The following is a 21,527-nucleotide window of genomic DNA, read 5'->3' as shown; positions in this document are numbered from 1 at the left end:
GCGCTCGATCGGCGATCGAGCGCACGGGTCGAAAATAGCTTTCGTGAGAACTATATTTCCCGATCGAGCAGTTTCCGTTCCCAGGGACTGGCTCGTCAGGGATTTAAGTAGGTATAGCCGCTCAGACTTTGTTCGTAATTTCGCAATAGCCGTTGGGATTCTTGCAAGGTAATCGTTCCTTCTTGCAACGCTTGTTCTGTTTGCTTGCGAATGCTTTCGACTAAATCTTCGGCGTCGTACTGGACGTAACCGAGGACTTCGGTGACCGAATCTCCTTTGACTACGTGTTCGATTTGATACCCCTTCGGGGTTAACTTGATATGCACCGTATTGGTATCGCCGAATAAGTTATGGAGGTTGCCCATAATTTCCTGATAGGCGCCCCCGAGAAACATCCCCAAATAATACGGTTCGCCGGGGTGGAGCGGGTGTAACTCCAGTAAAGATTTGACGTCGAGCAGGTCGATAAAACGGTCGATTTTGCCGTCGCTATCGCAAGTGAGATCGGCGAGGGTCGCGCGGATCGTCGGTTGTTCGTCGAGCCGGTGTAGGGGGACGATCGGGAAGAGCTGGTCGATCGCCCAACTATCCGGGGCCGATTGGAATACGGAGAGATTGACGTAATAGATCGACGCCATAATTTTTTCGAGATCTTCCAAATCGTCGGGAACGTATTCCTGTTCGCCGACGATCGCCTGAATTTTACGACAACAGGCCCAATACAACTGCTCGGCCCTGGCGCGTTCGCGCAAGCTCAAATAGCCGAAATTGAACAAGCTAATTGCTTCTTCCTTAAACTGGATGGCATCGTGATAGGCTTCCTGATAGTTTTCGACTCCGATCGCCCGATAGGTTTCGTAAAGATTGCGTAAGATCAGGTGTTCCTTCTCCTGAGTCGGTTCGGGCAGATCCGTGCAGACTTCGCTCGTTCCGAGGACGTCAAACACCAACACGGACTGATGGGAGGCGATCGCCCGTCCGCTTTCGCTAATCAACGTCGGTACGGGAAGATCGCGCTCTTGACAGGCTTCTTTCACCTCGGCCACGATATCGTTGGCATAATTCTGCATGTTGTAGTTTTTCGAGGCGTGGAAATTGGTTTTCGACCCGTCGTAGTCCACCGCCAAACCGCCGCCGACATCGAGATATTTCATCTGCGCCCCGGATTGGGCCAAAGACACGTAAATCTGACTCGCTTCGCGGATGGCGTCTTTAATCACGCTAATCGAGGAAATCTGAGAACCGATATGGAAATGCAGCAGTTGCAAACAGTGGAGCATGTTCGCCGCTTCCAACTGCTCGATCGCCTGTACGATCTCGGGAATCGTCAGCCCGAATTTGGCGCGATCGCCCGAGGAACCGCCCCAGCGTCCGATTCCCTTGCTCGTCAGTTTGGCGCGCACTCCCAAGACCGGATCGATTCCGAGCGATCGCGCCGCGTCGATGGCGATCTGCACCTCTTCCACCTGTTCGAGGACGACGATCGCCGTTTGGCCCAAGCGTCGGGCTAACATCGCCGTTTCGATATAGGCTCGGTCTTTATACCCATTACAAATCAGCAACGCTCCCGGGGTCTTCAACGTCGCCAAGGCGATCGCCAACTCCGGTTTCGATCCGGCTTCGAGACCGAATTGATAGGGTTCGCCAAAACGCACCAAATCCTCGATCAAATGTCGCTGTTGGTTGCACTTGATCGGAAACACCCCGCGATAACTTCCGGGATACTTGTAGCGGGCGATCGCCTTGGCAAAACAGGCATTGAGCCGCTCGATCCGGTCTTCCAAAATATCGGAAAAGCGAATCAGCAACGGCAATCCCAGATCGCGCAACTTGAGGGCCTGCACCAACTCGTACAGGTCCAACGACCCGCCGCGTTCCCCTTTCGGCGAAACGATCGCGTGTCCCGCCGCATTAATGGAAAAATATGGTTCTCCCCATCCTTTAATCCGATAGAGTTCTTCGCTCTGCTCGATCGTCCACGACGGCGCTACGTCTTTCGCCGCCGGGCGATCGTCCTGCGCCACCCCGGATTCGTTGGTGGCTCGGCGATCGGCCACGGTGTCGGTCTCTTCTCGTATCGGCTCTAAACCCATGCGCGTCCCTTGACCTCCCTGGTAAGCTGTCGAGTACAAAGTTTAGCTTATTGGTTCGGGCGATCGCGCCACGGCCCAGTCGGACTCGACGATTCCCCTCCGAAACGCCAAATTCTGAGATAATCTGGGTTCTGTATGCTCAGATCCAGTTGTAGGAGATCGTTGTGGAACGTACCTTTATCGCTATCAAACCCGATGGAGTTCAGCGCAGACTCGTCGGCGAGATCGTCGGTCGCTTTGAAAGCAAAGGCTTTAAACTCGTCGGTCTTAAAGTCATGAGTGTCAGCCGCGAACTCGCCGAACAGCATTACGACGTCCACCGAGAAAAACCCTTTTTCTCCAGCTTGGTGAACTTCATCACCTCCAGCCCCGTCGTGGCCATGGTTTGGGAAGGTGAAGGGGTGGTCGCTTCCGCTCGCAAGCTGATCGGCGCCACCAATCCCCTGAGTGCCGAACCCGGAACGATCCGGGGCGATTTCGGCATCAGCGTCGGTCGCAACTTGATCCACGGTTCCGATGCGGTCGAAACGGCCCAACGCGAGATCGCCCTTTGGTTTAAAGAGGAAGAACTCGTGTCTTGGGAAGAAAGTAGTCACCGTTGGCTCTACGAGTAGGGTAACCACCGCTTTCGATCGAACGGTCCGGCGTTCTAAGTCTCTCCGGATCGTTCGCTTTCGGCGATCGCCTCCGCTTCCGCGTCCGCCTCGGGTTCTTCGAGACGACGTTCGGAAAAGCCCCAAATAAACAAGGCGATCACCACGATGACAGTCAGCCATTCCGGGGGAACGATCTGCTCGTCCACCACCCGCAAGAGCAGGCGCAACCCGATAAAACCGACGGTAATATAGCCCGCATCTTCGAGATGGGTATAAATTTTCAACCACTGGATGAACAATTCTGCCATAAACCGCAAGGCGATAATCCCGATCGTGGCTCCGGTTAAAATAATCCAGGTTTGCTCGGAAATGGCGATCGCGGCGGTGACGCTATCGAGGGAAAAGGCCAAGTCGGTCATGGCAATCAGGGGGATGGTCTGCCACAGGGACGTGTAGCGCGGACCGTGATGGTGTCCTTCTTCGTCTTCGGCGGAGGTGAAATACTGAAACACCAACCACAACAGGTACAAGGCACCCATTAACTCGAATTGCCAGTAGCGGATCACCCACGTCGCCATGACGATCAGGGTCATACGCAGGACGAAAGCGGCGATCAAGCCGATATCGAGGGCTTGCCGTTGTCGCTTGCTGTCGGGCAATCCTTGGGCGATCGAGGCTAAGGCGATCGCGTTATCTGCAGACAAGACGCCTTCTAAGGCAACCAAGATTGCCAATAAGAGAAATGTATGAAATCCTAGGTCGTTGGGGTAAAAGTCTAAAAATTGGCTGACCATTAACGATATTTTGACAAAATTTTTTGCTCTTCGATGCGGCAGCTCCTCAAAACCGAAACGGGTTGTCGCGGGCGCTCGAAGGCCGAGGACGCCCGAGGGATCGGCGAGCTTAACCTTGTTCTAGGATAACTGTTCTCGCTACCCGATCGATGGCTCGATCGAGCCGGGGGAGATTTTTGGGGATCGCCAGGGCGGGAGCGTCTGGCAATCCCTTGCCATGACTCGATTGTATCCCGTTGAAGCTTAAGGGAAGAGCGGGGGCGATCGCCTCGGTTCCCGTCCTGGGGATCGATCGGGGGACTTGAATCTTATCGATTTATATTGCATCTTGTAACAAGTTCTTCCAGAAATGGACGATATACCGGAAATTGGATAAGAATTCGCTCTTATTTTAGGAGGTTTAACATATGGGACTTTCTGAAGCTCAAGTCTTGACCGCCTTGGTCATTGCCCTGCTGCCGGGCATCTTAGCTTTCCGCTTGGCGACCGAACTCTACAAGTAGAGTCGGGGCGTCATCGTGCCTGATGCCTGCCGCGATCGCTCCAGACCTCGAACGATCGCGGCAGGTATCTTCCCCCGCTCGCCATCTCGCCCCTCGTCCTCGCGCTACAGTCGGGCGATCGAGCAGTTTTCAGAGGAATGCTCTTCAACCCCACTCAATTCAACGCTCTCCTTCGCGAAAAGATTCGTATTTTTCGGGATCCGCACGGAATTTCAAGATCATGAACGCCATCCAACCTCCCAGACCCCCGCTCGTTCCGATTGAAGGGCGTCAGTCCAAACGTCGTCCGCGTCGCCAACCGTCACGACGCCATCCCCATCGGGCGATCGCCGTGGAAGTCACGACTAAATTAGCGGTTCAGTTGCTCGTTTCCGTGGTGGCGGTCTCCACTTTAGTTAAATTAGTGCCGTATCAAGAAACCCAGCAGGAAAAACTCGACGAGATTCGCGCGGAAGTTAAAACGACGAACCGTCGGGTCGATCGCCTGCAAGCGGATTTCAGTCGTTATTTCTCCCCGGAACAAACGGCAAATTTAATGGAAGAGCAAAGCTACAAGGTCGATCCGACGGAAATACAGATTATTTGGAAACAACCGGAAACCGAAAGTGTGGCGGAATCGGCTTCCGATCTGGCGACCCCGTGAGCGACGCTTCATCCTTCGTCCCCGGGGGGCTGGGGGGGCAGCAGTTGACTTAAAGCTCGGTCGAGCTGGCGGGAACGGCGACGGCGATCGCCCTCGTCGAGGGAAGGGTCGAGATCGAGGACCGCTTGACTGCGGCGGTAGTCGGCGATCGCCGCGTTCCAATCTCCTAATTCGTGGTAAGTGCGACCGCGTTCGGCGTAGGCGATCGCCGCCTGTTCGCCCAGGGCTAGGGCAAAATCGAAACTTTCTAAAGCCAGTTCGTAAATTTCCAAGTCGCGCAAGGTCATCCCTTGGTTGATCCAGGCCCGTCCGTTGAACGGATCGAGGTCGAGAGCGCGATCGTAATCGATCAGGGCTTCGACGAGCAATCCCTGACGGGCGTAAGCGTTGCCTCGGTTGTTGTAAGCCTGAGACAGATGCTCGTCGAGATCGAGGGCCCGGTTGAAATCGGCGATCGCCGCCTCGAGATCGCCGCGATAGAAATACATCAAGCCGCGATTGTTGTAATCCATCGCCTGGGGGGAACCCGAGGCGATCGCGCCGTTCAAGGCGGCGATCGCCGCATCGTACTCTCCCTGGCGAGCGCAACGGGCAGCACGGGCGCGTGCTTCGGCGATCGACCCTCCCGGTTCGGCGGGGGGATCTCCCCGTCGTGCGCTCCCGATCTCGATCCTAGACCGGAGGGAACAGGTCTCGGTGTTGGCAAATGAATCGATCGGACAGCAAGGGTTGGCACGAGAAACGGACATGACGGATTCCTCTTTTGAGTCACTGAAATCAGCCTAAGACCTCTCTCGTGCCTTGAGAGCCAGAGATGTGTCACTTTAACAAGCGGATCGCTGGCGAGAGCATTTAGGGCGCGTTGGCGACCACCACTTGTTCGCTCAAGCGCGCGATCGCCGCTCGATATTGATTGTCCGCTTCCGTCGCCAGTCCGTTACGACCGATCGCCTCCGCCGCGACCACCACATCGGGAACGATGCCCAACTTGTTGATATCGTGGTGATTTGGCGTTTCGTATTTCGCGACGGTCACCGCCACCCCCGAACCGTCGGCGAGGTCGAACAGAGATTGAATCAACCCCTTACCAAAAGTTTTTTCGCCGACCAACTGAGCGCGCCCGTTATCTTGCAAGGCTCCGGCGAGAATTTCGCTGGCGCTCGCCGTCCCTTGATTGACTAGAACCACCAGGGGGGCGTCGGTGAGGGCTTGTCCCGTAGCGTCAAAACTACCGAGAATGCCCTGGCGGTTCACCGTGTAGACGATCGTGCCGCGATCGAGCCACAGGCGGGCGATTTCGACCCCCGCTTGCAGCAGTCCCCCGGGATTGTTCCTCAAGTCGAGAACGTAGCCGTTGACGCCGCGATTTTCCAGCTCTTCGATCGCCCGTCCGACTTCTTCCGTCGCGTTGGCATTAAATTGACTCAAACGGATGTAACCGACCTTGAGACCGTCGGGAGTGGTTTTTAGGTCCGCCACCACCGGATTGAGGGCGATGCGATCGCGCACCAAAGCCACCGATTCCGTCGCCGCCTCGCTTCCCCGGTTCACGGTCAGGGTCACCGTCGTGCCGATCGGACCACGCATTTTCGCCGCCGCTTCGTCGAGGGTCAGACCGACGGTGGACACCCCGTCAATTTCCACAATGCGATCGCGCGGTTGTAACCCGGCAGCTTCAGCCGGAGAGCCGTCGATCGGCGCGACCACTTCAATCGTTCCCGTTTCCCCATCCAGGGCAATTTGCAACCCAATTCCGGTCAATTCTCCCGAGGTATTGACTTGCAAACTGCGATATTGTTCGGGCCTTAAAAAGCGGGTAAACGGATCGTCGAGACGGGCGAGCATTTTTTCGATCGCCTCGTAGGTTTCCTCCCGATTTCTAAACGGATGTTTCAGGGCATTTTGACGGACAAACCACCAATTTTGATGGTTGAAAGATTCGTCTACATACGCTTGATTGACAATTCGCCAAACTTGCATGAATAAATTTTGGTCTTCGCTTAGAGCTGCTGCCGGAGCGACCCAACAGCCGAAAGCGATAGCCAGTTGTAGCACGAAGACGAAAGCAACGGAGAAAACTCGTTTGTACATATTACCTACGGTCGAAGTCTCAAACATACTCATCTGCCGTCCGGTGAAGGAGAACGAGCCGCAAAAACGGCAGCCACGGAAACGCGCGATCGCCGACGGTCGGCGCTCCCCAAAGGTCTCTCCCCTCGGCGCTCTCCCACCCCGGGATCGATGCGGCTGGCTGGGATTTATGAAAACCTTGTTTAGACTATGTTACATTTTTGATCGACGGCTAATATTCTTTCGGAACGCTTCGTTCATGTTTTCAAAAGAGGTATCTAACTCCAAAGTCTATCAGTGGTTTGAAGAACGCTTAGAAGTTCAGGCGATCGCTGATGACATCTCCAGCAAGTACGTCCCGCCTCACGTTAACATTTTCTATTGCTTGGGCGGGATTACCCTGGTTTGCTTCTTAATCCAGTTCGCTACTGGATTCGCTATGACTTTCTACTATCGGCCCACGGTGACCGAAGCTTTTGCTTCCGTTCAATACATCATGACCGAAGTCAACTTCGGTTGGCTGATTCGCTCGATCCATCGCTGGTCTGCGAGCATGATGGTCTTGATGATGATCCTGCACGTGTTCCGGGTCTACCTGACGGGGGGTTTCAAAAAACCTCGCGAACTGACCTGGGTGACTGGGGTGATTCTCGCCGTGATTACCGTGTCTTTCGGCGTAACCGGATATTCTTTACCCTGGGATCAAATTGGCTATTGGGCCGTTAAAATCGTCTCTGGCGTTCCCGAAGCCATTCCGGTGGTCGGTTCGACGATTGTCGAGTTGATGCGCGGCGGCACCAGCGTCGGTCAAGGGACGTTGACTCGCTATTACAGTCTGCACACCTTCGTCCTGCCTTGGCTGATTGCCGTGTTCATGTTGCTGCACTTCTTGATGATCCGCAAACAAGGGATTTCCGGTCCGTTGTAAACCGTTAAGGAAATGGGGGAGTTCGGGGGGCGATCGGTTCCGCGCTCTACCTCCAAGGTGAGCCTCGGGATACATGGATCCCCCGCCCTTGTCGATTCCTCACCCGGCGGGAAGGGCAAAGCCCTACGATCGCGATGAAATCAGCAACCCGTAGCCGTAGCTAGCGATCGACTAGAGAATAGAGGAGCATCGGGGACTCTGGGGAAAGGAAACCGCCTGCCAAGTCGGTCTGTCGGGGTTCGAAGACCAAAAATAATGGAATACAAGCCCCGTCTTTCTGGAACGGCTTTTGGATAGAATTAAGACGATCCGCAACCCAGCCTCTCGCAGCCAAACGGCAGAACCTGGCTCGCCATGGGCGGCACACTTGAAACAACTTTTGCAGCCGTGGGGCACGCGGTCAAGAAGCTCGCCGAGGGGAAAGTCGTCGGACTCCCGATGAAGCGAGAATCCCCGTACCTTTAGGTTGGGGAGTGTCAAGGTACCGGGAGCGACACTCCTCGCTCGCGCCTACCGATTTTCAAATCAGGAGAGGACTCTTAACTATGTCTATTTTGAAAAAGCCGGATCTGAGCGATCCGAAGCTGCGCGCCAAGTTAGCGAAGGGGATGGGCCATAATTACTATGGCGAACCCGCTTGGCCTAACGACCTGCTTTATGTTTTCCCGGTCGTGATTTTGGGAACGATCGCCCTGTGCGTCGGCTTGGCGGTTCTCGACCCCGCAATGGTAGGAGAACCTGCCGACCCCTTCGCGACTCCGTTGGAAATTCTCCCAGAATGGTATTTGTGGCCCGTTTTCCAAATCCTGCGCATCGTCCCTAACAAGTTGTTGGGGATTGCCATGATGGCGGGGATTCCCCTGGGTTTAATTTTCGTTCCTTTTATTGAAAGCGTGAACAAGTTTCAAAATCCCTTCCGTCGTCCGGTGGCCACTGCCGTGTTCATGTTCGGAACCGCAGTCACCCTCTGGTTGGGAATTGGCGCGACTTTCCCGATCGCCGAATCTCTGACCCTCGGTTTGTTCTAAATACAAAACGGGGCTTTACTGGCGACGCCTGTGAGGTTTTCCAAACGGATTGACATTCGCTTGGGGATCCTCGGCAGGCGTCGCTTTTTGGGCGCGGTGTGGCAATTTTAGATTTTAGATTTTAGATTTTGGGTTTTGGGTTTTAGAGTCTCGAAGAGAAACATGAGGATTTTTAAAACTTGAATGCTGGGTTTACAAAAAGTTTACTAATTTTTGAGGATCGATCCCATATCATTTAAGTATTGGGTAAAGCTGGGGGCGATCGCTCCCGAATCCCCCCCGATTCGACCGGGCGATCGCGCAGCGTCTGCAAAGCAGAATCGTCCCGGGAAACGGGAACCCCAGATCCTTAAAGTGCCGCTACAATCGAAGGCGATCGCCTATTTTATCCCTCTTAAAAAATTAAGATATTTCTCAAAAATCCTCTGTTAAAACCTCTAAAATTTTCTAAATCTACCGGATCTTGTTATCATTCAAATAATAAAAAAGTCCAAAACTTAAGATCTAAAATCTAAAATCTAAAATGGTTAACACCTCATCACCCCATCGGTAAACGAACTGGGCAATGTTGAAGCAAGAGTATCTGACAGTTGAGAGCGATCTAACTGTCTTAACGAAGGTGCAGCAGTGGTTCGATCGATTCTGCTTTCAACATAATTTTCAACGGTATTGGTCTGAAAACCAACTTTATTCCCTGAAATTAGCCCTCACCGAAGGCTTTACCAATGCCGTCCGCCACGCTCACGAAGAATTGCCCCTCGCCACGCCGATTGACATTGAGATGACCTTATGGGACGATCGCCTCGAAATGCGGATTTGGGATCGCGGCGAACCGTTTAACCCCGATGCTTTACCCGAACCCCTTCCAGGAACCTTACAAGAAGGCGGTTACGGTTGGTTTTTACTCCGACGTTTGGCCGATCGCGTTATTTACGAACGCTGTTCGGACGGGCGCAATTGTTTGTGTATTGTTAAAGAAAAATAGATTTTAGATTTTAGATTTGAAAGCATAGCGACCGACGCCCAACTCGTGAGGCGATCGCCCGGGATTCCACCGTGCAAACCCTCCTGTCAACGACGGTAAACGGGTAAAGTAAAGTGAAAAGCACTGCCTTTATTCAGGGAAGAATCCACCCAAATTTGACCGTAATGCGCCACTATCAACCGCTTGCACAAACTCAGACCGATCCCGTAACCGTCTAGATTTTGGTCTCGTTTGAGACGAAAACGATCTTCAAAAATATGGGATTGATTTTCGCTAGGAATTCCCGGACCGTTATCAAAAATACTCACTTGAACCTTTTGCGTCGTGCGGTGAAGGATTGCAATTTCAATTTTGCCCTCTTCCGGGGTATATTTAATCGCATTGTCGAGCAAATTAACTAACACTTGCCGGATGCGTTCGCCATCGGCATAGACCGGGGGGAGATCGCTGGGAATGTCGGTTTCAATTTGTTGGGATTTGGAGCGAAATAAGTCGTCGAGATCGCCGATGACCCGATGACAAAGAGCGTTGAGATCGAGCTTTTGAGGATGAATGCGAAAATCGGACTTATGCGATCGCTCCGCTTGCAACAAATCCGAAATCATTTGTTCGATCAAGCGAGTTTGATTGCGTGCGTGACCGATCAAGCGAGCGACTAATTTAGGGTTCGTCGCGACATCCGCTTGTTCGGAACAACAATGATTGTCTAACGTTTCCAGGGCGATCGAAGTTGCCGTGAGGGGATTGCGCAAATCGTGAGCCAACATCGTAATCAAACGATCTTTAAATTGCAATTGTTGGCTGAGGTCTTCGTTCTCCTGTTTCAAACGAAAAATTTCGTCCGACAGACGGATCAGTTCGGCGGAATACCCCCAAGAGTGATGGTTATTCTCGCTCGAATTCTCAGACTCTGATTCCAGGGGAGCCCTTTGATTGAGATACTCGGCGACCGCACGTTGCCATCGCGGCCAGCATTTTTCCAATTGTGGCACTAAATTCGTGCCCGCTAGAGTTTCTCTCGGTTCCGGATGAATTTTAATTAATGCAGGAGTCGCCACCAATTTAAAATGTTCTGCCAAATAAGGCTGTTCCGCCACGTCGATCACTTGTAAATCGAAGGGAGGATCGGTCTCGACGGCTTTGAGATAACTGCGAATCCGCCGGATATGCTCGCGGGAACTCGGACGGCGATCGACGAACAACAGCAGTTGTAAAGGGGATTCGAGAGTATTGGCGGGATGTTCAATAGATACGCTCATGCAATCTCGGGGCTAGATCGATAAAGATCGCAGCGTCTGGGCGAGGAAGGCGATCCGGGATAGGAGAGTCGGTCTTTGGTTTTTCTTTATATTTATAAGTTAACCTTTCTAGAGTCTGTCGATCGTGCCTTTTTCGAGATCGATCCTTAATGGTCGTCTCCCCCAAAACAACGGAGCGGTTCCAAGTGGAAGGGGAAAGGCGAACAAGCCACGATTGCAAGGATCTTTGCGTTTTAAGTCCAGTTGAATGACCCAAACATCACTACAGATTGCATTGAGCGCGAATCACTAATGTTGTCCAATTCAGAGAAAAATCCGGGATTGAGATGGGTATGGGGGGCGGCGATCGCCTTTTTTGTATTGACCTTAACCCTGACACTCCATCGCTACTACACTTTTTACGCTTCCTTCGATCAGGGAATTTTCAATCAAGTGTTTTGGAACGGACTCCACGGCAACTTTTTTCAAAGTTCCCTGTCTTCCACCCTTTCGACCAACGTGGTTCACGATGGAGAATTCCCAGAAGTTTCATACCATCGCCTGGGGCAACATTTTACCCCAGCTTTGTTACTCTGGCTGCCGATTTATGCCTTATTTCCGACGGCAGCGACGCTCACGGTCTTGCAAGTCGTTCTGGTCACCGCAGGGGGGTTAGTGCTGTACTTGCTGGCGCGAGAATACCTCGATCGCCCGGTTGCGGCAATGATTACAGCCAGCTACTACGCCGCCAATGCGATTATCGGTCCGACCCTGTCTAACTTTGCGGATAACTGCCAAATTCCCTTATTCGTATTTACCTTGCTCTTGGCAATGGAAAAACGCTGGTGGGTTTTATTTTGGGCGATGGCGGCGTGCATTCTCGCCGTGCGCGAAGATGGCGGAGTCACCTTGTTCGGCGTCGGCGTTTACATGGCACTGAGCCAGCGTTTCCCCCGTGCGGGGATCGCCACGTGCATTCTCAGTTTTGGCTATATCTTGGGGCTGACCAACTTAATCATGCCCTTATTTTCCGAAGACGTATCCCGCCGTTTCACGATCGAACGCTTCGGTCAATATGTGGAAAGCGACGAAGCGACGACCTTAGAACTGCTATGGGCCTTCGTCAGTAAACCGTGGTTGGTGTTGGTGGAATTGGTAACGCCGATTACGGGGAAAATTCGCTATTTTCTGGGGCAGTGGCTGCCCTTTGCCTTCATTCCGGCGATCGCCCCCGCTTCATGGGCGATCGCGGGTTTTCCCTTACTGCAAATCTTCCTGCAACGGGGTAAATCCGCCCTCGCCATTAACATCCGCTACGCGATGGCCGTCGTTCCCGGCTTGTGCTACGGAACGATCCTCTGGTGGGCTCCTCGCCAACACCTGCTCGATGCCCCCGTTCGCGAACTGATCGCGCGCGGTTTATCGAAAGGCATCGATCGCGGCGAAGATCCGCAAAAACAACGCCCCTTCTGGATCCGATGGATTTTTCCCGTCGTCTCGCCCCTTTGTCAACGGGGGTTGACGTGGTGGGAAAAACGCCCTCACCTGCTCGAATTGTCCGTGCGGCGCTTTTGGATCGGTTGTTTGTGTCTGTCGATCTTGTTTTCGATGACCTCCAACCCCAATCGCACCCTCTATTTTTTGATTCCCGACTCGATCGATCCGTGGGTTTACGTCTCCTTACCCCGTCAGTGGCAACATAGCGCTGCGATCCGCGAATTTCTGCAAAAAATCCCCCCCGATGCGAGCGTGTCCGCCACGACGTACATCGTGCCGCACCTGTCCTCGCGCCGCGAAATCGTGCGTTTTCCGGCATTAGAGCTGCGAAATGATGCGGGGGTCGTGATTCAAACCGATTACGCGATCGCCGACCTGTGGCAAGTCGAGCAATATTTACCCGCTTTTGACAATGACTTGCATCGTTTCAAAGCCATGATTCCCGTCGTCGATCGCGTCGTCGCCGACGGCGTTTATGGCCTGGTCGGCTTTAAAGATGGGGTGATTTTCCTCAAGCGCGGGGCCGAGTCCGATCCGGAAGCGATCGCACGATGGCAAGTTTATCGCCAACGGGTGGAACCGATTTTGGATCGGGAAGATTGAGCGGTCGCGAACCCCGTAGGGCGGGCATCGAACCCGCCTGAATCGGGAAAAAGGGACAGTCCCCACTCTAGCGCCTTACTCTAGGGTCTTCGTGAATATCCTTTTGAGCGTTAGCACTGTCGCCAAACTTTCTAAAATTAGAGATGAATCACTCATGGACTTTGCAAAGGACTGCACGATCGCCCGATGAAAATCCTCGTTCTCAGTTGGGAATTTCCGCCGCGTATTATCGGGGGAATTGCCCGTCACGTTGCCGAACTCTATCCCGAATTAGTCAAACTCGGTCATTCGATCCATTTGATTACCGTCGCCTTTGGGAACGCCCCGGCTTACGAGATGGTCGAAGGCATCCACATTCATCGGCTTCCCGTGGCAGACGGTCACGATTTCTTCCATTGGGTCGTCAATATGAACGAAGCGAAAGGGCGTCACGGGGGTCAATTGATGCTCGAACTCGGCCCGTTCGACTTGATTCACGCCCACGATTGGCTGGTGGGGGATGCGGCGATCGCCCTCAAGCACTTGTTTAAAATTCCTCTGATTGCCACGATTCACGCCACGGAATACGGACGTTACAACGGCTTGTACACCAGCGAACACCGCTACATCTCGTCTAAAGAAGGGGAGTTAGGCTTTAATTCCTGGCGGACGATCGTGTGCAGTCACTACATGCGCGATGAAGTCCAGCGCGTTTTGGGGATTCCCGCCGATAAAATCGACGTGATTTATAACGGGATTCGGGCGTCGAAAAAACCCCGCCGCGAAGAGTTTGACGCGGTGGCGTTCCGCCGTCGGTTTGCCAGCGATGGCGAACAGTTGGTCTATTATGTGGGGCGGATGAGTTACGAAAAAGGGGTGTCCGTTCTACTCAATGCGGCGCCGAAGGTCTTGGCCCAAATGAACGGTCAAGTCAAGTTTGTGATTATTGGCGGGGGCAATACGGACCACCTCAAGCGGTTGGCGTGGGATTTGGGAATTTGGGATAAGTGCTACTTTACCGGGTTTCTGTCTGACGAAGATCTCGATCGCTTCCAGGCGATCGCCAATTGTGCGGTGTTTCCCAGTTTGTACGAACCGTTTGGGATTGTCGTCCTCGAAAGCTTTGCGGCCCGGGTTCCGGTGGTGGTCTCGGATACGGGAGGATTGCCGGAGGTGGTCCAACATACGAAAACGGGGATCGTCACGCAAACGAATAACCCGGACTCGTTAGCCTGGGGCATTTTGGAGGTTTTACGAAATCCGGAATACGGGCAGTGGTTGATTGATAATGCCTATGAGGATTTGCCGCGACGTTTCGATTGGGCAACGATCGCCAAGCAAACGGAGGCGGTTTACCAAAGGGCGATCGAGGAGCGATCGCAGGTGGAGTGGTAATCGAGGGGAGTAGGGACTCGGGATCTAGCAATCCTCAACTCTAAAATTTCAACGCCACTTCCCTCAACGATCGCACCGTGGCGATCGTGTGCTCGGCGACGCGATCGATTTCGGCTTCGGTGTTGAAGCGTCCGATCCCGAAGCGGATCGAGGCGTAGGCGAGTTCGGGCGATCGCCCCAAGGCGGCGAGGACGTGGGAGGGTTCGATTTTGGCGGAGGTGCAGGCGGAACCGGAGGAAACGGCGACGACGGGTTGCAAACCGAGTAATAAGGCTTGTCCGTCTACTCCGGCGATGCTGACGTTGAGGTTGCCGGGGAGGCGATCGCTCGGATGTCCGTTCAGGTAAATATCGCCGAGGGTCGAGAGTTTTTCCCAGAGGCGCGATCGCAGATCTCGCAATCGCCGGGTTTCGCCGTCGATCTCCGCGAGGGCAATCTCTACCGCTTTGCCGAAACCGACGATCTGCGGGGCGTACAACGTCCCCGATCGCAATCCCCGTTCGTGTCCGCCGCCGTGAATTTGCGGCGCCAGTTTGACCCGGGGATTGCGCCGCCGCACGTACAGGGCGCCAATTCCTTTCGGGCCGTAAAGTTTGTGGGCCGTCAGGGACATCAAATCGACGTGCATCGCTTCCACGTCTAAGGGAATTTTGCCCAAGGCTTGGGCGGCGTCGGTGTGGAAAATCACCCCCCGCTCTTTACAATATTCTCCAATTTTTGTCAAGGGCTGTAAAACGCCAATTTCGTTATTGGCGGCCATCACGGAGACGAGGATCGTATCGGGGCGAAAAGCGTCTCGCAGTCGGTCGAGATCGAGTATTCCGTCGTCGCGAACGGGGAGATAGGTAACCGAGAAGCCGAGGGATTCGAGATAGCGACAGGGGTCGAGGACGGCGTTATGTTCGGTTTGGACGGAAATGAGGTGCTGTCCTTTTTGAAAGTAGGCTTCGGCGACACCTTTGAGGGCGAGATTATTGGCTTCGGTGGCGCCACTGGTAAAGACGATTTCTTCCGGGGTGGCGCCGATCGCCCGAGCGAGGGTTTCGCGAGCTTGTTTGACGGCAGCTTCGGCTTCCCAGCCGTATTGGTGGGTGATACTGGCGGGATTGCCGAAGTATTCGCTAAAGTAAGGAAGCATCGCCTGAAGCACGCGCTCGTCTGTCGGCGTGGTGGCGTGGGAGTCGAGATAAATCGGGCGAGCGGACATAAAGATAGAAGCGAGCTTTTTACACAGAAATTTGCTACAGCAACAGGGGAAAGCACGGCGATCGCCCGGTAGAGACGAGACAGGATGGGGCGATCGCTCGTCGCTGCTGCGATCCCTTCGATTGTACAATGGCTGACCGATGCTTGCGGAACCTAGGGCCTTGTTGCTGTAGCTAGCCCTAACCGAACCCTAATGCAATCCCTGACTCAGGAGGAACGTTTAATTATGACCCGTCAGCCCCTGGAGTTTTCGGCCCATTCTCGAACTTATTTAGACTTGTTAGAGTCCCTCTCCGAAGCGGAGGGAGCCTATCCGTGGAATCCGGCAGATCCGGACTCGGAATCGTATTGGCAGCAACTCGAAGATCGCTGCGATTTAGAGCCGTTAGCGGCGGAAGTCGCCAGCGATGGCGCTCGAGGGTGGATGGCAAAATTAGAGCGAATTTGGTCGCCGACCCCAGCCGTTAACGAAAAGTTAGAAAAACTACAAGCACTGTTGCGCCAAAAATTCGGGCAGTCCGTGCCGACAGTTTGGCTCGATGCGATCGCCTCGGTTGCAGGCGGACAAGATCTCAACGATCGCTCGTTAGTCGATTGCTCGATCGCTTGCGTGGCCAGGGTGATGCCGCAATGGGCCTTGGAAGATTTGCAAGTTTTAGCCAGACCGTTTGCCTTTGCCATGCGTTCGCAAGCCGAACCGAACGAGGGGATTGATTCTCGGGAGTGGTCCGAGTTGTCGGAGATCGAAAAAGCCCGAGCCAGTATGGCGATCGCCGTTTATGCGATCGAGCAGTTACGTCAAGAATCCTTATAGCTCACCTGCTCTTAGAGAGGCTTTTCGTGGGGAAGAGTTCCCGCCAGGGTGTCGTCTAGTGCGATCGCAACGCCTGTATTCTCCCCCCAAGACCGGATAGACTGGTAAACAATCCCCATTATGGCTATCCGCTTGACGTCTGAATGTCTTGGTCTGAGATCCCCTGTTTGTCGATTGCGATCGCACCGTTAAAAACGCCCGGAACCTCCGATCGGTTTGCGATCTGGGTGTTCAAGGCTCCCTCTCCGAGTGGTTACGTCCACCACGATAGTTCGTGGCCCGAGACGTTGAGCCAGACCTGGTACGGTTGGCAGCAAATGTTTTCCGTGCAACCCGCACCCTTACCCGGCGGCGTCAAAATTAACCCGCATTTGGATTCCCTCGATCGCCTCCTCCCCGGTTCCGACAGTTCCCCCGCCAGCTACAGCGCCCGCTTAATGCAGCATTTGGGACTCAATCTGTGGCAGTGGTTATTTTCCGGCGCCATCGATCGCAGTTTCGCCCAAAGTCTCGGGATCGCTCTCGGTCAAGACCGTCCCTTGCGAATTCAACTCGACATCCGCGATCCGGACCTGATGGCCCTCCCGTGGGAAATCATGCAACCGCGTGCGGGGAAACCTGCTATTTCCCTCGATCGCCAATTGCGCTTTAGCCGTACCACCAGCGATGTCGATCCCCTCGCCAAACATCCCAACCGTCAAACTTTAAAAATCCTGCTTGTTTTGGGGGCTCAAACGCAATCGCAGCAAGGTAGCGGCAGCAATTCCACCCTCGATTTGGAAACGGAAGCGGCGACCTTGAGTGAAGTGTTGCAAAGTCGCAGCGCGCGATCGGGCGATCGCGATCCCTTGCTTCCCGTTCCCTGTCACGTCACTCCCCTCATTCAACCGAGTGTTAGCGACATCGTCGAACAGCTCGAAACCGGGGAATACAATATCTTTTTCTATGCCGGACACGGCGTTCCCGGTCCGACGGGGGGACAACTGCGCCTCAACGCCGATACGGTACTGACCGGAACCGAATTAGCTCAAATCCTGGTTCGCAGTGGGGTCACTCTCGCCGTGTTCAACGCCTGCTGGGGGGCCTGGCCCGATCGCCACAACCAACAAGCGACCCCGCGCAGCAGTTTAGCCGAAGTGCTGATCCATCACGGCGTCCCGGCAGTTTTGGCGATGCGCGATTCGATCGCCGACGCCGAAGCCCTCAGTTTTATTCGCGCCTTCGCTCAAGCTTTAGCGGAACGCAACCCGATCGATCGGGCCGTGGCGATCGCGCGCCAACAGCTTCTCACGCTTTATAAATTCAATCAACCTGCCTGGACCTTACCCGTTCTTTACTTGCATCCCGAATTCGACGGCGAACTGATGGCCGGGATCGATTCTTTGATTACCGAATTGCCGGAAAATACCCCTTCGGCGATGGGATTGCCTTTAGCAACCGCGTTACTGCGATCGCCGGATAAAACGGGCAAAGTCTGGCCGATTCGCAATGGAATGCTCAGCGTCGGACGGCGATCGGAAAATGATTTAGTGATTCCAGAACGCTGGGTTTCCCAACGTCATGCCGAAATTTTCTACCGCAACAGTTCCGCCACTGACGGACGTCCCTGTTATTTTTTGCGCGATTTTTCCCGTTACGGCACCTTAGTTCATAATGCCCGAGGTTGGCAGAAAATCCACCATCAAGAACTCCGTTTAGAGTCGGGCGATCGGCTCAAATTTGGCAGTTCTCAAGGCGAAATCTTGGAGTTTGTCGTCGAAGCATTCAATCTAGAAAAATAGTTTTTATATGGTTGTTCAACAGCGAGAAAGATGCTCGCTCTCCCAGCAAGCTAAAATTTCTTCCCCATCTCGACGGCGAACAGCTTATACCATTTTTCAGATCGCCGAACTCATCAAAACCCCTTGAGTAAGGTCAATCCACCCGCGATCGCCCCTATTTTTCCTTACCATTTCCACTCAACATCACTGTTAAAAAATCAATCGGGTAACTTAACCCATTTCATTAACGCTAAAGTTATTAAAAACCCGAAAATAACCCCCGAAAGGTGACCGATAAAACTAATATTAGGCACAGATAAATCGAACGCCATTTGCAAGCCAACCATTAATAAAACAAGCTGGAACCGTTGACGAGCAATGCGTGCTTTTTCTCGATGCCAACCCCAGAGTAAAATAGCTCCCGTCGCCCCGACCAAGCCCATCACCGACCCCGAAGCACCTACGGTGATTTTAGCAGAAAATTCTATCAATCTGGATAAAACAGTAATCACCGTCATCGAAGCGATACCACTGCTCAAATAAACCCCAAAATAGCGTATCGTTCCCAGAGTTTTTTCGACAAACCCACCAATAATGAAAAGTCCGATCGCATTCATCATCAGATGAACGAGGCCAAAATGCAGGAAATTTGCCGCAATCAAACGCCACCACTCACCCTCCCAGACTGCCTCGGGAATTAAAGCACCAAGCTGGATTAAAACCAGAATATTTTGGCTGCCTCCCAGCAGAACTTGTAGGGAAAAAATTGCTAAATTTAAACCTATTAAAATATAGCTACAATAAGCATCATTGTTGGCAACGGTTAGAGCGCTTCCATACCGTTTTTCTTGTTCGACGGCGGTAATAATTCCATCGCGGATCTCGCGATCGCCATCGCTTAATTGTACGGAAATGGGTTGAGAACTTTGGGATAAACGGCGGGCGATCGCCTGTTGCAAATTTGTATTGTTTTGGTGAGGAATAGCATCAAAAATTTGGCGTGCTTCTCTTTCTTTTCCTTCGATTAACTTAGCCGTTCCCATCCAAAATTGGCGGATATTTTTGGGATATCTTCGTAAGGGGCGATCGAATAAAATCCCGAGACTGTCCGACTTGCCGCAAAATGCCAAAGCATACATCCTTGCTAATGCTAAAGGGATTAAACTTTGACGTTTTTCAAATTCCGGTGTTAATCTTTCTACAGCTTGCAATAGCTCGTGAATATTTCCCGTTTCGCCTAAAGCACGCAAGTAATAAATCACTAAATTATTGACTCCGAACAGTTGGCGATCGGGAATATTTTCTCTAATCCAAGTTAACAGATCTTCCCACGAATCTGAGGTGACATAAAATAGCGCCGTTACAGTTCTACCAATGGCGGTTTCTGGTGTTTTATAGGATTTAAAAATCTTGCCTGCTTCCTCAAGCTTTCCCCCTCGTGCTAAGGTTAATGCTTTTAATAAATGGGGAAGTTCCACTAATCCATCTGCCGGATGCAACCAGCGCACGATCGCCGCTAACTGGCGGGCGCGATCGTAAGATCCGCGAAACATGAGAAACTGAATCCAGTAAAGCCCAAAAACTGGAAGAAATAAAAATAAAAACCATAAAATTGTGCTAACAATAATCGCCAAATTTGGCGAAATAAAAAACAAAATAAAGGTTAATGTTAAGATGCTAAAGATAACAATTAACCAACTTTGAATTTGTTTATAAAAGTTTAAGAGTAAGATGGCGAAGGCGATCGCTACGCACCAATTGCAGACAAGCAAGACCATCCAAGGATTAATCGTCATGGGTTCGGGAATTGGGCTTAAGGAATTTGAGAGTTCAGAGGATCTTAAAACCTAGATGGAAATGCACGGAGGGTAGGGACACTGTAGTGCTGTTTCCCTACCCTCCCTCGCGATCGCAATTGTTGAAACATGCTATAACCCGTGCTTCCCCCGTCCGTACCGCATCGATCCCGGAGGCTGTACCTTGGCGATCGGAGTAAAGTATGCCCCGGCATGAAGGCACGAAATATAAAATAGAAGAAAGAGAAACGGACGGGGACTCTGAGAACTTGCGGTAACCGCTTTTAAGAACCGTTGCCCTCACTTCCGAGCAGATCGGCGATCGCCTGACGTTCGATCGGTGGTTGCGACGGGGGAGTTTGACGGGTATCGGTAATCAACCAATCGAGGGCCGCCGCTTGAACGTCGATCGCCGCTCCCGTTTTATCCACGCAGTAGCGACCGAACACTAATTTATCCACCAGGCGCACCCCCGGACCGAGACGGGAATATTCAAAAATGACGCTGTTTTCGACCATCGCCCCACTCGAAATCCAGCAATTCGGTCCGATCGCCGTCGGTCCGACAATTTTAGCGCCATCTTCAATACGGGTCATCCCGCCGATGTACACCGGGCCGCTAATTTCCACCTTGTCCCAATTAACCGCTACATTCAACCCGGTATAAACTCCCGGCGCAACTTCTTTTCCGGGAATGGCCACATTTTTAATCTCTCCGAGGAGAACGCCGCGAATGGCCCGCCAGTAGTCGGGAACTTTCCCGATATCGACCCACTGGAAGTCCATCGAAATCCCGTAAAAAGGGGCGCCCATTTCTACGAGTTTGGGAAATAAATCGCCACCGATATCGAATTGCTGCCCGGAAGGGACGTAATCGAGCACTTCCGGCTCAAAAATATAAATCCCGGTGTTGATGTCGGTACTGAGGGCTTCGTCAACGGCGGGTTTTTCTTGGAACGTCTTAATTGCGCCTTCGTCGTCGGTGACGACGACCCCGTAACTCGACACTTCCTCCCGGGGAACGGATTTCATGACGATCGTGGCGATCGCCCCCTTTTCCTTGTGCCATTTGACCGCCTCCGTTAAGTTGAGATCGATCAAGGCATCGCCGCACAATACCACGAAGGTATCGTCAAAATAGGGATAAAAATCTTGAATGCGTCTCATCCCGCCTGCCGATCCGAGGGCTTCGCCGACAAGCTGACCGTCAACAATGCGTCCCTCGAAAGAATAAGCGATCTCGACCCCGAAACGCTGACCGTCGCGGAAATAGTCTTCAATTTCCTTAGCCAAGTGGCTGACGTTGACCATGATTTGTTCAAACCCATGCTGGCGCAGGAGTTCGACGAGAAATTCCATCACTGGTTTTTGCAGGATGGGAATCATGGGTTTGGGGATGGTGAACGTAATGGGACGGACACGAGTGCCTTTCCCGGCTGCCAGAATCATGGCTTTCATAGATCTTTAGTTCTCTTAACCGTAGGGCGATTAACTTTATCTAATTTAAGTTGAACTTCCCTTTGGCCGCAAATCAGGGGATTTGGGCAGGGAATGGGGGGTTGTGCTTGGACTTAAAGACGGTAACGAGTCATTTGAGTGA

General features: G+C 52.8%; 18 protein-coding genes. 10 read left to right on the top strand and 8 right to left on the bottom strand.

What is annotated here, in order from left to right:
* Positions 1 to 95 precede the first annotated feature (95 nt).
* Positions 96 to 2,093 carry a biosynthetic arginine decarboxylase gene (speA, locus tag JJD41_RS05130; protein WP_200667087.1) on the bottom strand — a complete coding sequence of 666 codons (1,998 nt, stop codon included), beginning with the start codon at positions 2,091 to 2,093 and terminating at the stop codon, positions 96 to 98.
* Between the two features lie 164 nt (positions 2,094 to 2,257).
* Between speA and ndk the strand changes: the two genes are divergently transcribed.
* Positions 2,258 to 2,707 (top strand): nucleoside-diphosphate kinase, encoded by a 450-nt coding sequence (gene ndk, locus JJD41_RS05125; protein ID WP_200665002.1) that lies wholly within the window; start codon positions 2,258 to 2,260, stop codon positions 2,705 to 2,707.
* Between the two features lie 35 nt (positions 2,708 to 2,742).
* On the opposite strand, the gene JJD41_RS05120 is transcribed toward ndk, so the two are convergent.
* Entirely contained in the window at positions 2,743 to 3,483 is a 741-nt protein-coding gene (locus JJD41_RS05120; RefSeq protein WP_200665001.1) for a TerC family protein, read from the bottom strand.
* 407 nt (positions 3,484 to 3,890) lie between these two features.
* Between JJD41_RS05120 and psaM the strand changes: the two genes are divergently transcribed.
* Together psaM and JJD41_RS05110 are read left to right on the top strand one after the other, a co-directional pair.
* Positions 3,891 to 3,986 (top strand): photosystem I reaction center subunit XII, encoded by a 96-nt coding sequence (psaM, locus tag JJD41_RS05115; RefSeq protein WP_200665000.1) that lies wholly within the window; start codon positions 3,891 to 3,893, stop codon positions 3,984 to 3,986.
* Positions 3,987 to 4,206: 220 nt separating this feature from the next.
* Positions 4,207 to 4,629, top strand: a complete 423-nt coding sequence (locus tag JJD41_RS05110) for a slr1601 family putative cell division protein (RefSeq protein ID WP_200664999.1) — start codon at positions 4,207 to 4,209, stop codon at positions 4,627 to 4,629.
* A gap of 8 nt (positions 4,630 to 4,637) precedes the next feature.
* Here JJD41_RS05110 and JJD41_RS05105 read toward each other — a convergent pair whose 3' ends face one another.
* Positions 4,638 to 5,378 carry a tetratricopeptide repeat protein gene (locus JJD41_RS05105; protein ID WP_200664998.1) on the bottom strand — a complete coding sequence of 247 codons (741 nt, stop codon included), beginning with the start codon at positions 5,376 to 5,378 and terminating at the stop codon, positions 4,638 to 4,640.
* A gap of 103 nt (positions 5,379 to 5,481) precedes the next feature.
* The gene (gene ctpA / locus JJD41_RS05100) at positions 5,482 to 6,720 is read right to left on the bottom strand and encodes a carboxyl-terminal processing protease CtpA (protein ID WP_200667085.1); all 1,239 of its coding nucleotides are present in this window, start codon (positions 6,718 to 6,720) and stop codon (positions 5,482 to 5,484) included.
* Between the two features lie 238 nt (positions 6,721 to 6,958).
* On the opposite strand from ctpA, the gene petB reads away from it, so the two are divergent.
* The 3 genes from petB to JJD41_RS05085 all read left to right on the top strand — a co-directional run bounded on the left by petB (position 6,959) and on the right by JJD41_RS05085 (position 9,640).
* On the top strand, positions 6,959 to 7,627 hold the full coding sequence (petB, locus tag JJD41_RS05095; RefSeq protein WP_168569071.1) for a cytochrome b6: 669 nt from the start codon (positions 6,959 to 6,961) through the stop codon (positions 7,625 to 7,627).
* 545 nt (positions 7,628 to 8,172) lie between these two features.
* A complete protein-coding gene (gene petD, locus JJD41_RS05090) occupies positions 8,173 to 8,655 on the top strand; it encodes a cytochrome b6-f complex subunit IV (RefSeq protein ID WP_200664997.1) in 483 nt (160 codons plus the stop codon).
* Positions 8,656 to 9,220: 565 nt separating this feature from the next.
* Positions 9,221 to 9,640: an ATP-binding protein gene (locus JJD41_RS05085; RefSeq protein ID WP_200664996.1), complete on the top strand. Its 420-nt coding sequence runs from the start codon at positions 9,221 to 9,223 to the stop codon at positions 9,638 to 9,640.
* 86 nt (positions 9,641 to 9,726) lie between these two features.
* On the opposite strand, the gene JJD41_RS05080 is transcribed toward JJD41_RS05085, so the two are convergent.
* Complete coding sequence (locus JJD41_RS05080; protein WP_200664995.1) at positions 9,727 to 10,899, bottom strand: histidine kinase; 1,173 nt, start codon at positions 10,897 to 10,899, stop codon at positions 9,727 to 9,729.
* Between the two features lie 291 nt (positions 10,900 to 11,190).
* Between JJD41_RS05080 and JJD41_RS05075 the strand changes: the two genes are divergently transcribed.
* Together JJD41_RS05075 and JJD41_RS05070 are read left to right on the top strand one after the other, a co-directional pair.
* Positions 11,191 to 12,978 carry a DUF2079 domain-containing protein gene (locus tag JJD41_RS05075; protein WP_200664994.1) on the top strand — a complete coding sequence of 596 codons (1,788 nt, stop codon included), beginning with the start codon at positions 11,191 to 11,193 and terminating at the stop codon, positions 12,976 to 12,978.
* A 186-nt stretch (positions 12,979 to 13,164) separates the two neighbouring features.
* Positions 13,165 to 14,352: a glycosyltransferase family 4 protein gene (locus JJD41_RS05070; protein ID WP_200664993.1), complete on the top strand. Its 1,188-nt coding sequence runs from the start codon at positions 13,165 to 13,167 to the stop codon at positions 14,350 to 14,352.
* Positions 14,353 to 14,392: 40 nt separating this feature from the next.
* Here the strand turns inward: JJD41_RS05070 and JJD41_RS05065 are convergent, their stop codons facing one another.
* Positions 14,393 to 15,559, bottom strand: coding sequence for an IscS subfamily cysteine desulfurase (locus JJD41_RS05065; RefSeq protein ID WP_200667083.1), 1,167 nt, complete (start codon positions 15,557 to 15,559; stop codon positions 14,393 to 14,395).
* 192 nt (positions 15,560 to 15,751) lie between these two features.
* Between JJD41_RS05065 and JJD41_RS05060 the strand changes: the two genes are divergently transcribed.
* Positions 15,752 to 16,372 carry a hypothetical protein gene (locus tag JJD41_RS05060; protein WP_234488515.1) on the top strand — a complete coding sequence of 207 codons (621 nt, stop codon included), beginning with the start codon at positions 15,752 to 15,754 and terminating at the stop codon, positions 16,370 to 16,372.
* Positions 16,373 to 16,515: 143 nt separating this feature from the next.
* Entirely contained in the window at positions 16,516 to 18,153 is a 1,638-nt protein-coding gene (locus JJD41_RS05055) for a CHAT domain-containing protein (protein WP_200664991.1), read from the top strand.
* 197 nt (positions 18,154 to 18,350) lie between these two features.
* Here JJD41_RS05055 and JJD41_RS05050 read toward each other — a convergent pair whose 3' ends face one another.
* Entirely contained in the window at positions 18,351 to 19,928 is a 1,578-nt protein-coding gene (locus JJD41_RS05050) for a rhomboid family intramembrane serine protease (RefSeq protein WP_200664990.1), read from the bottom strand.
* Positions 19,929 to 20,212: 284 nt separating this feature from the next.
* Positions 20,213 to 21,385 carry a sugar phosphate nucleotidyltransferase gene (locus tag JJD41_RS05045; protein ID WP_200664989.1) on the bottom strand — a complete coding sequence of 391 codons (1,173 nt, stop codon included), beginning with the start codon at positions 21,383 to 21,385 and terminating at the stop codon, positions 20,213 to 20,215.
* Between the last annotated feature and the right edge of the window lie 142 nt (positions 21,386 to 21,527).

Origin of the sequence: Oxynema mangrovii CENA135 (assembly GCF_016632315.1) — a bacterium.
In the GTDB taxonomy this organism is placed as follows: Bacteria; Cyanobacteriota; Cyanobacteriia; order Cyanobacteriales; family Laspinemataceae; genus Oxynema; species Oxynema aestuarii.
This window is presented reverse-complemented; position numbering and strand designations above follow the sequence as displayed.

Bases quoted from the DNA above. Each gene is read 5' to 3' on its own strand.
- speA (WP_200667087.1), bottom strand. From the start codon at position 2,093: ATGGGTTTAGAGCCGATACGAGAAGAGACCGACACCGTGGCCGATCGC.
- JJD41_RS05120 (WP_200665001.1), bottom strand. From the start codon at position 3,483: ATGGTCAGCCAATTTTTAGACTTTTACCCCAACGACCTAGGATTTCAT.
- psaM (WP_200665000.1), top strand. From the start codon at position 3,891: ATGGGACTTTCTGAAGCTCAAGTCTTGACCGCCTTGGTCATTGCCCTG.
- JJD41_RS05110 (WP_200664999.1), top strand. From the start codon at position 4,207: ATGAACGCCATCCAACCTCCCAGACCCCCGCTCGTTCCGATTGAAGGG.
- JJD41_RS05105 (WP_200664998.1), bottom strand. From the start codon at position 5,378: ATGTCCGTTTCTCGTGCCAACCCTTGCTGTCCGATCGATTCATTTGCC.
- ctpA (WP_200667085.1), bottom strand. From the start codon at position 6,720: ATGTACAAACGAGTTTTCTCCGTTGCTTTCGTCTTCGTGCTACAACTG.
- petB (WP_168569071.1), top strand. From the start codon at position 6,959: ATGTTTTCAAAAGAGGTATCTAACTCCAAAGTCTATCAGTGGTTTGAA.
- petD (WP_200664997.1), top strand. From the start codon at position 8,173: ATGTCTATTTTGAAAAAGCCGGATCTGAGCGATCCGAAGCTGCGCGCC.
- JJD41_RS05085 (WP_200664996.1), top strand. From the start codon at position 9,221: ATGTTGAAGCAAGAGTATCTGACAGTTGAGAGCGATCTAACTGTCTTA.
- JJD41_RS05080 (WP_200664995.1), bottom strand. From the start codon at position 10,899: ATGAGCGTATCTATTGAACATCCCGCCAATACTCTCGAATCCCCTTTA.
- JJD41_RS05075 (WP_200664994.1), top strand. From the start codon at position 11,191: ATGTTGTCCAATTCAGAGAAAAATCCGGGATTGAGATGGGTATGGGGG.
- JJD41_RS05070 (WP_200664993.1), top strand. From the start codon at position 13,165: ATGAAAATCCTCGTTCTCAGTTGGGAATTTCCGCCGCGTATTATCGGG.
- JJD41_RS05065 (WP_200667083.1), bottom strand. From the start codon at position 15,559: ATGTCCGCTCGCCCGATTTATCTCGACTCCCACGCCACCACGCCGACA.
- JJD41_RS05060 (WP_234488515.1), top strand. From the start codon at position 15,752: ATGCAATCCCTGACTCAGGAGGAACGTTTAATTATGACCCGTCAGCCC.
- JJD41_RS05055 (WP_200664991.1), top strand. From the start codon at position 16,516: ATGTCTTGGTCTGAGATCCCCTGTTTGTCGATTGCGATCGCACCGTTA.
- JJD41_RS05050 (WP_200664990.1), bottom strand. From the start codon at position 19,928: ATGACGATTAATCCTTGGATGGTCTTGCTTGTCTGCAATTGGTGCGTA.
- JJD41_RS05045 (WP_200664989.1), bottom strand. From the start codon at position 21,385: ATGAAAGCCATGATTCTGGCAGCCGGGAAAGGCACTCGTGTCCGTCCC.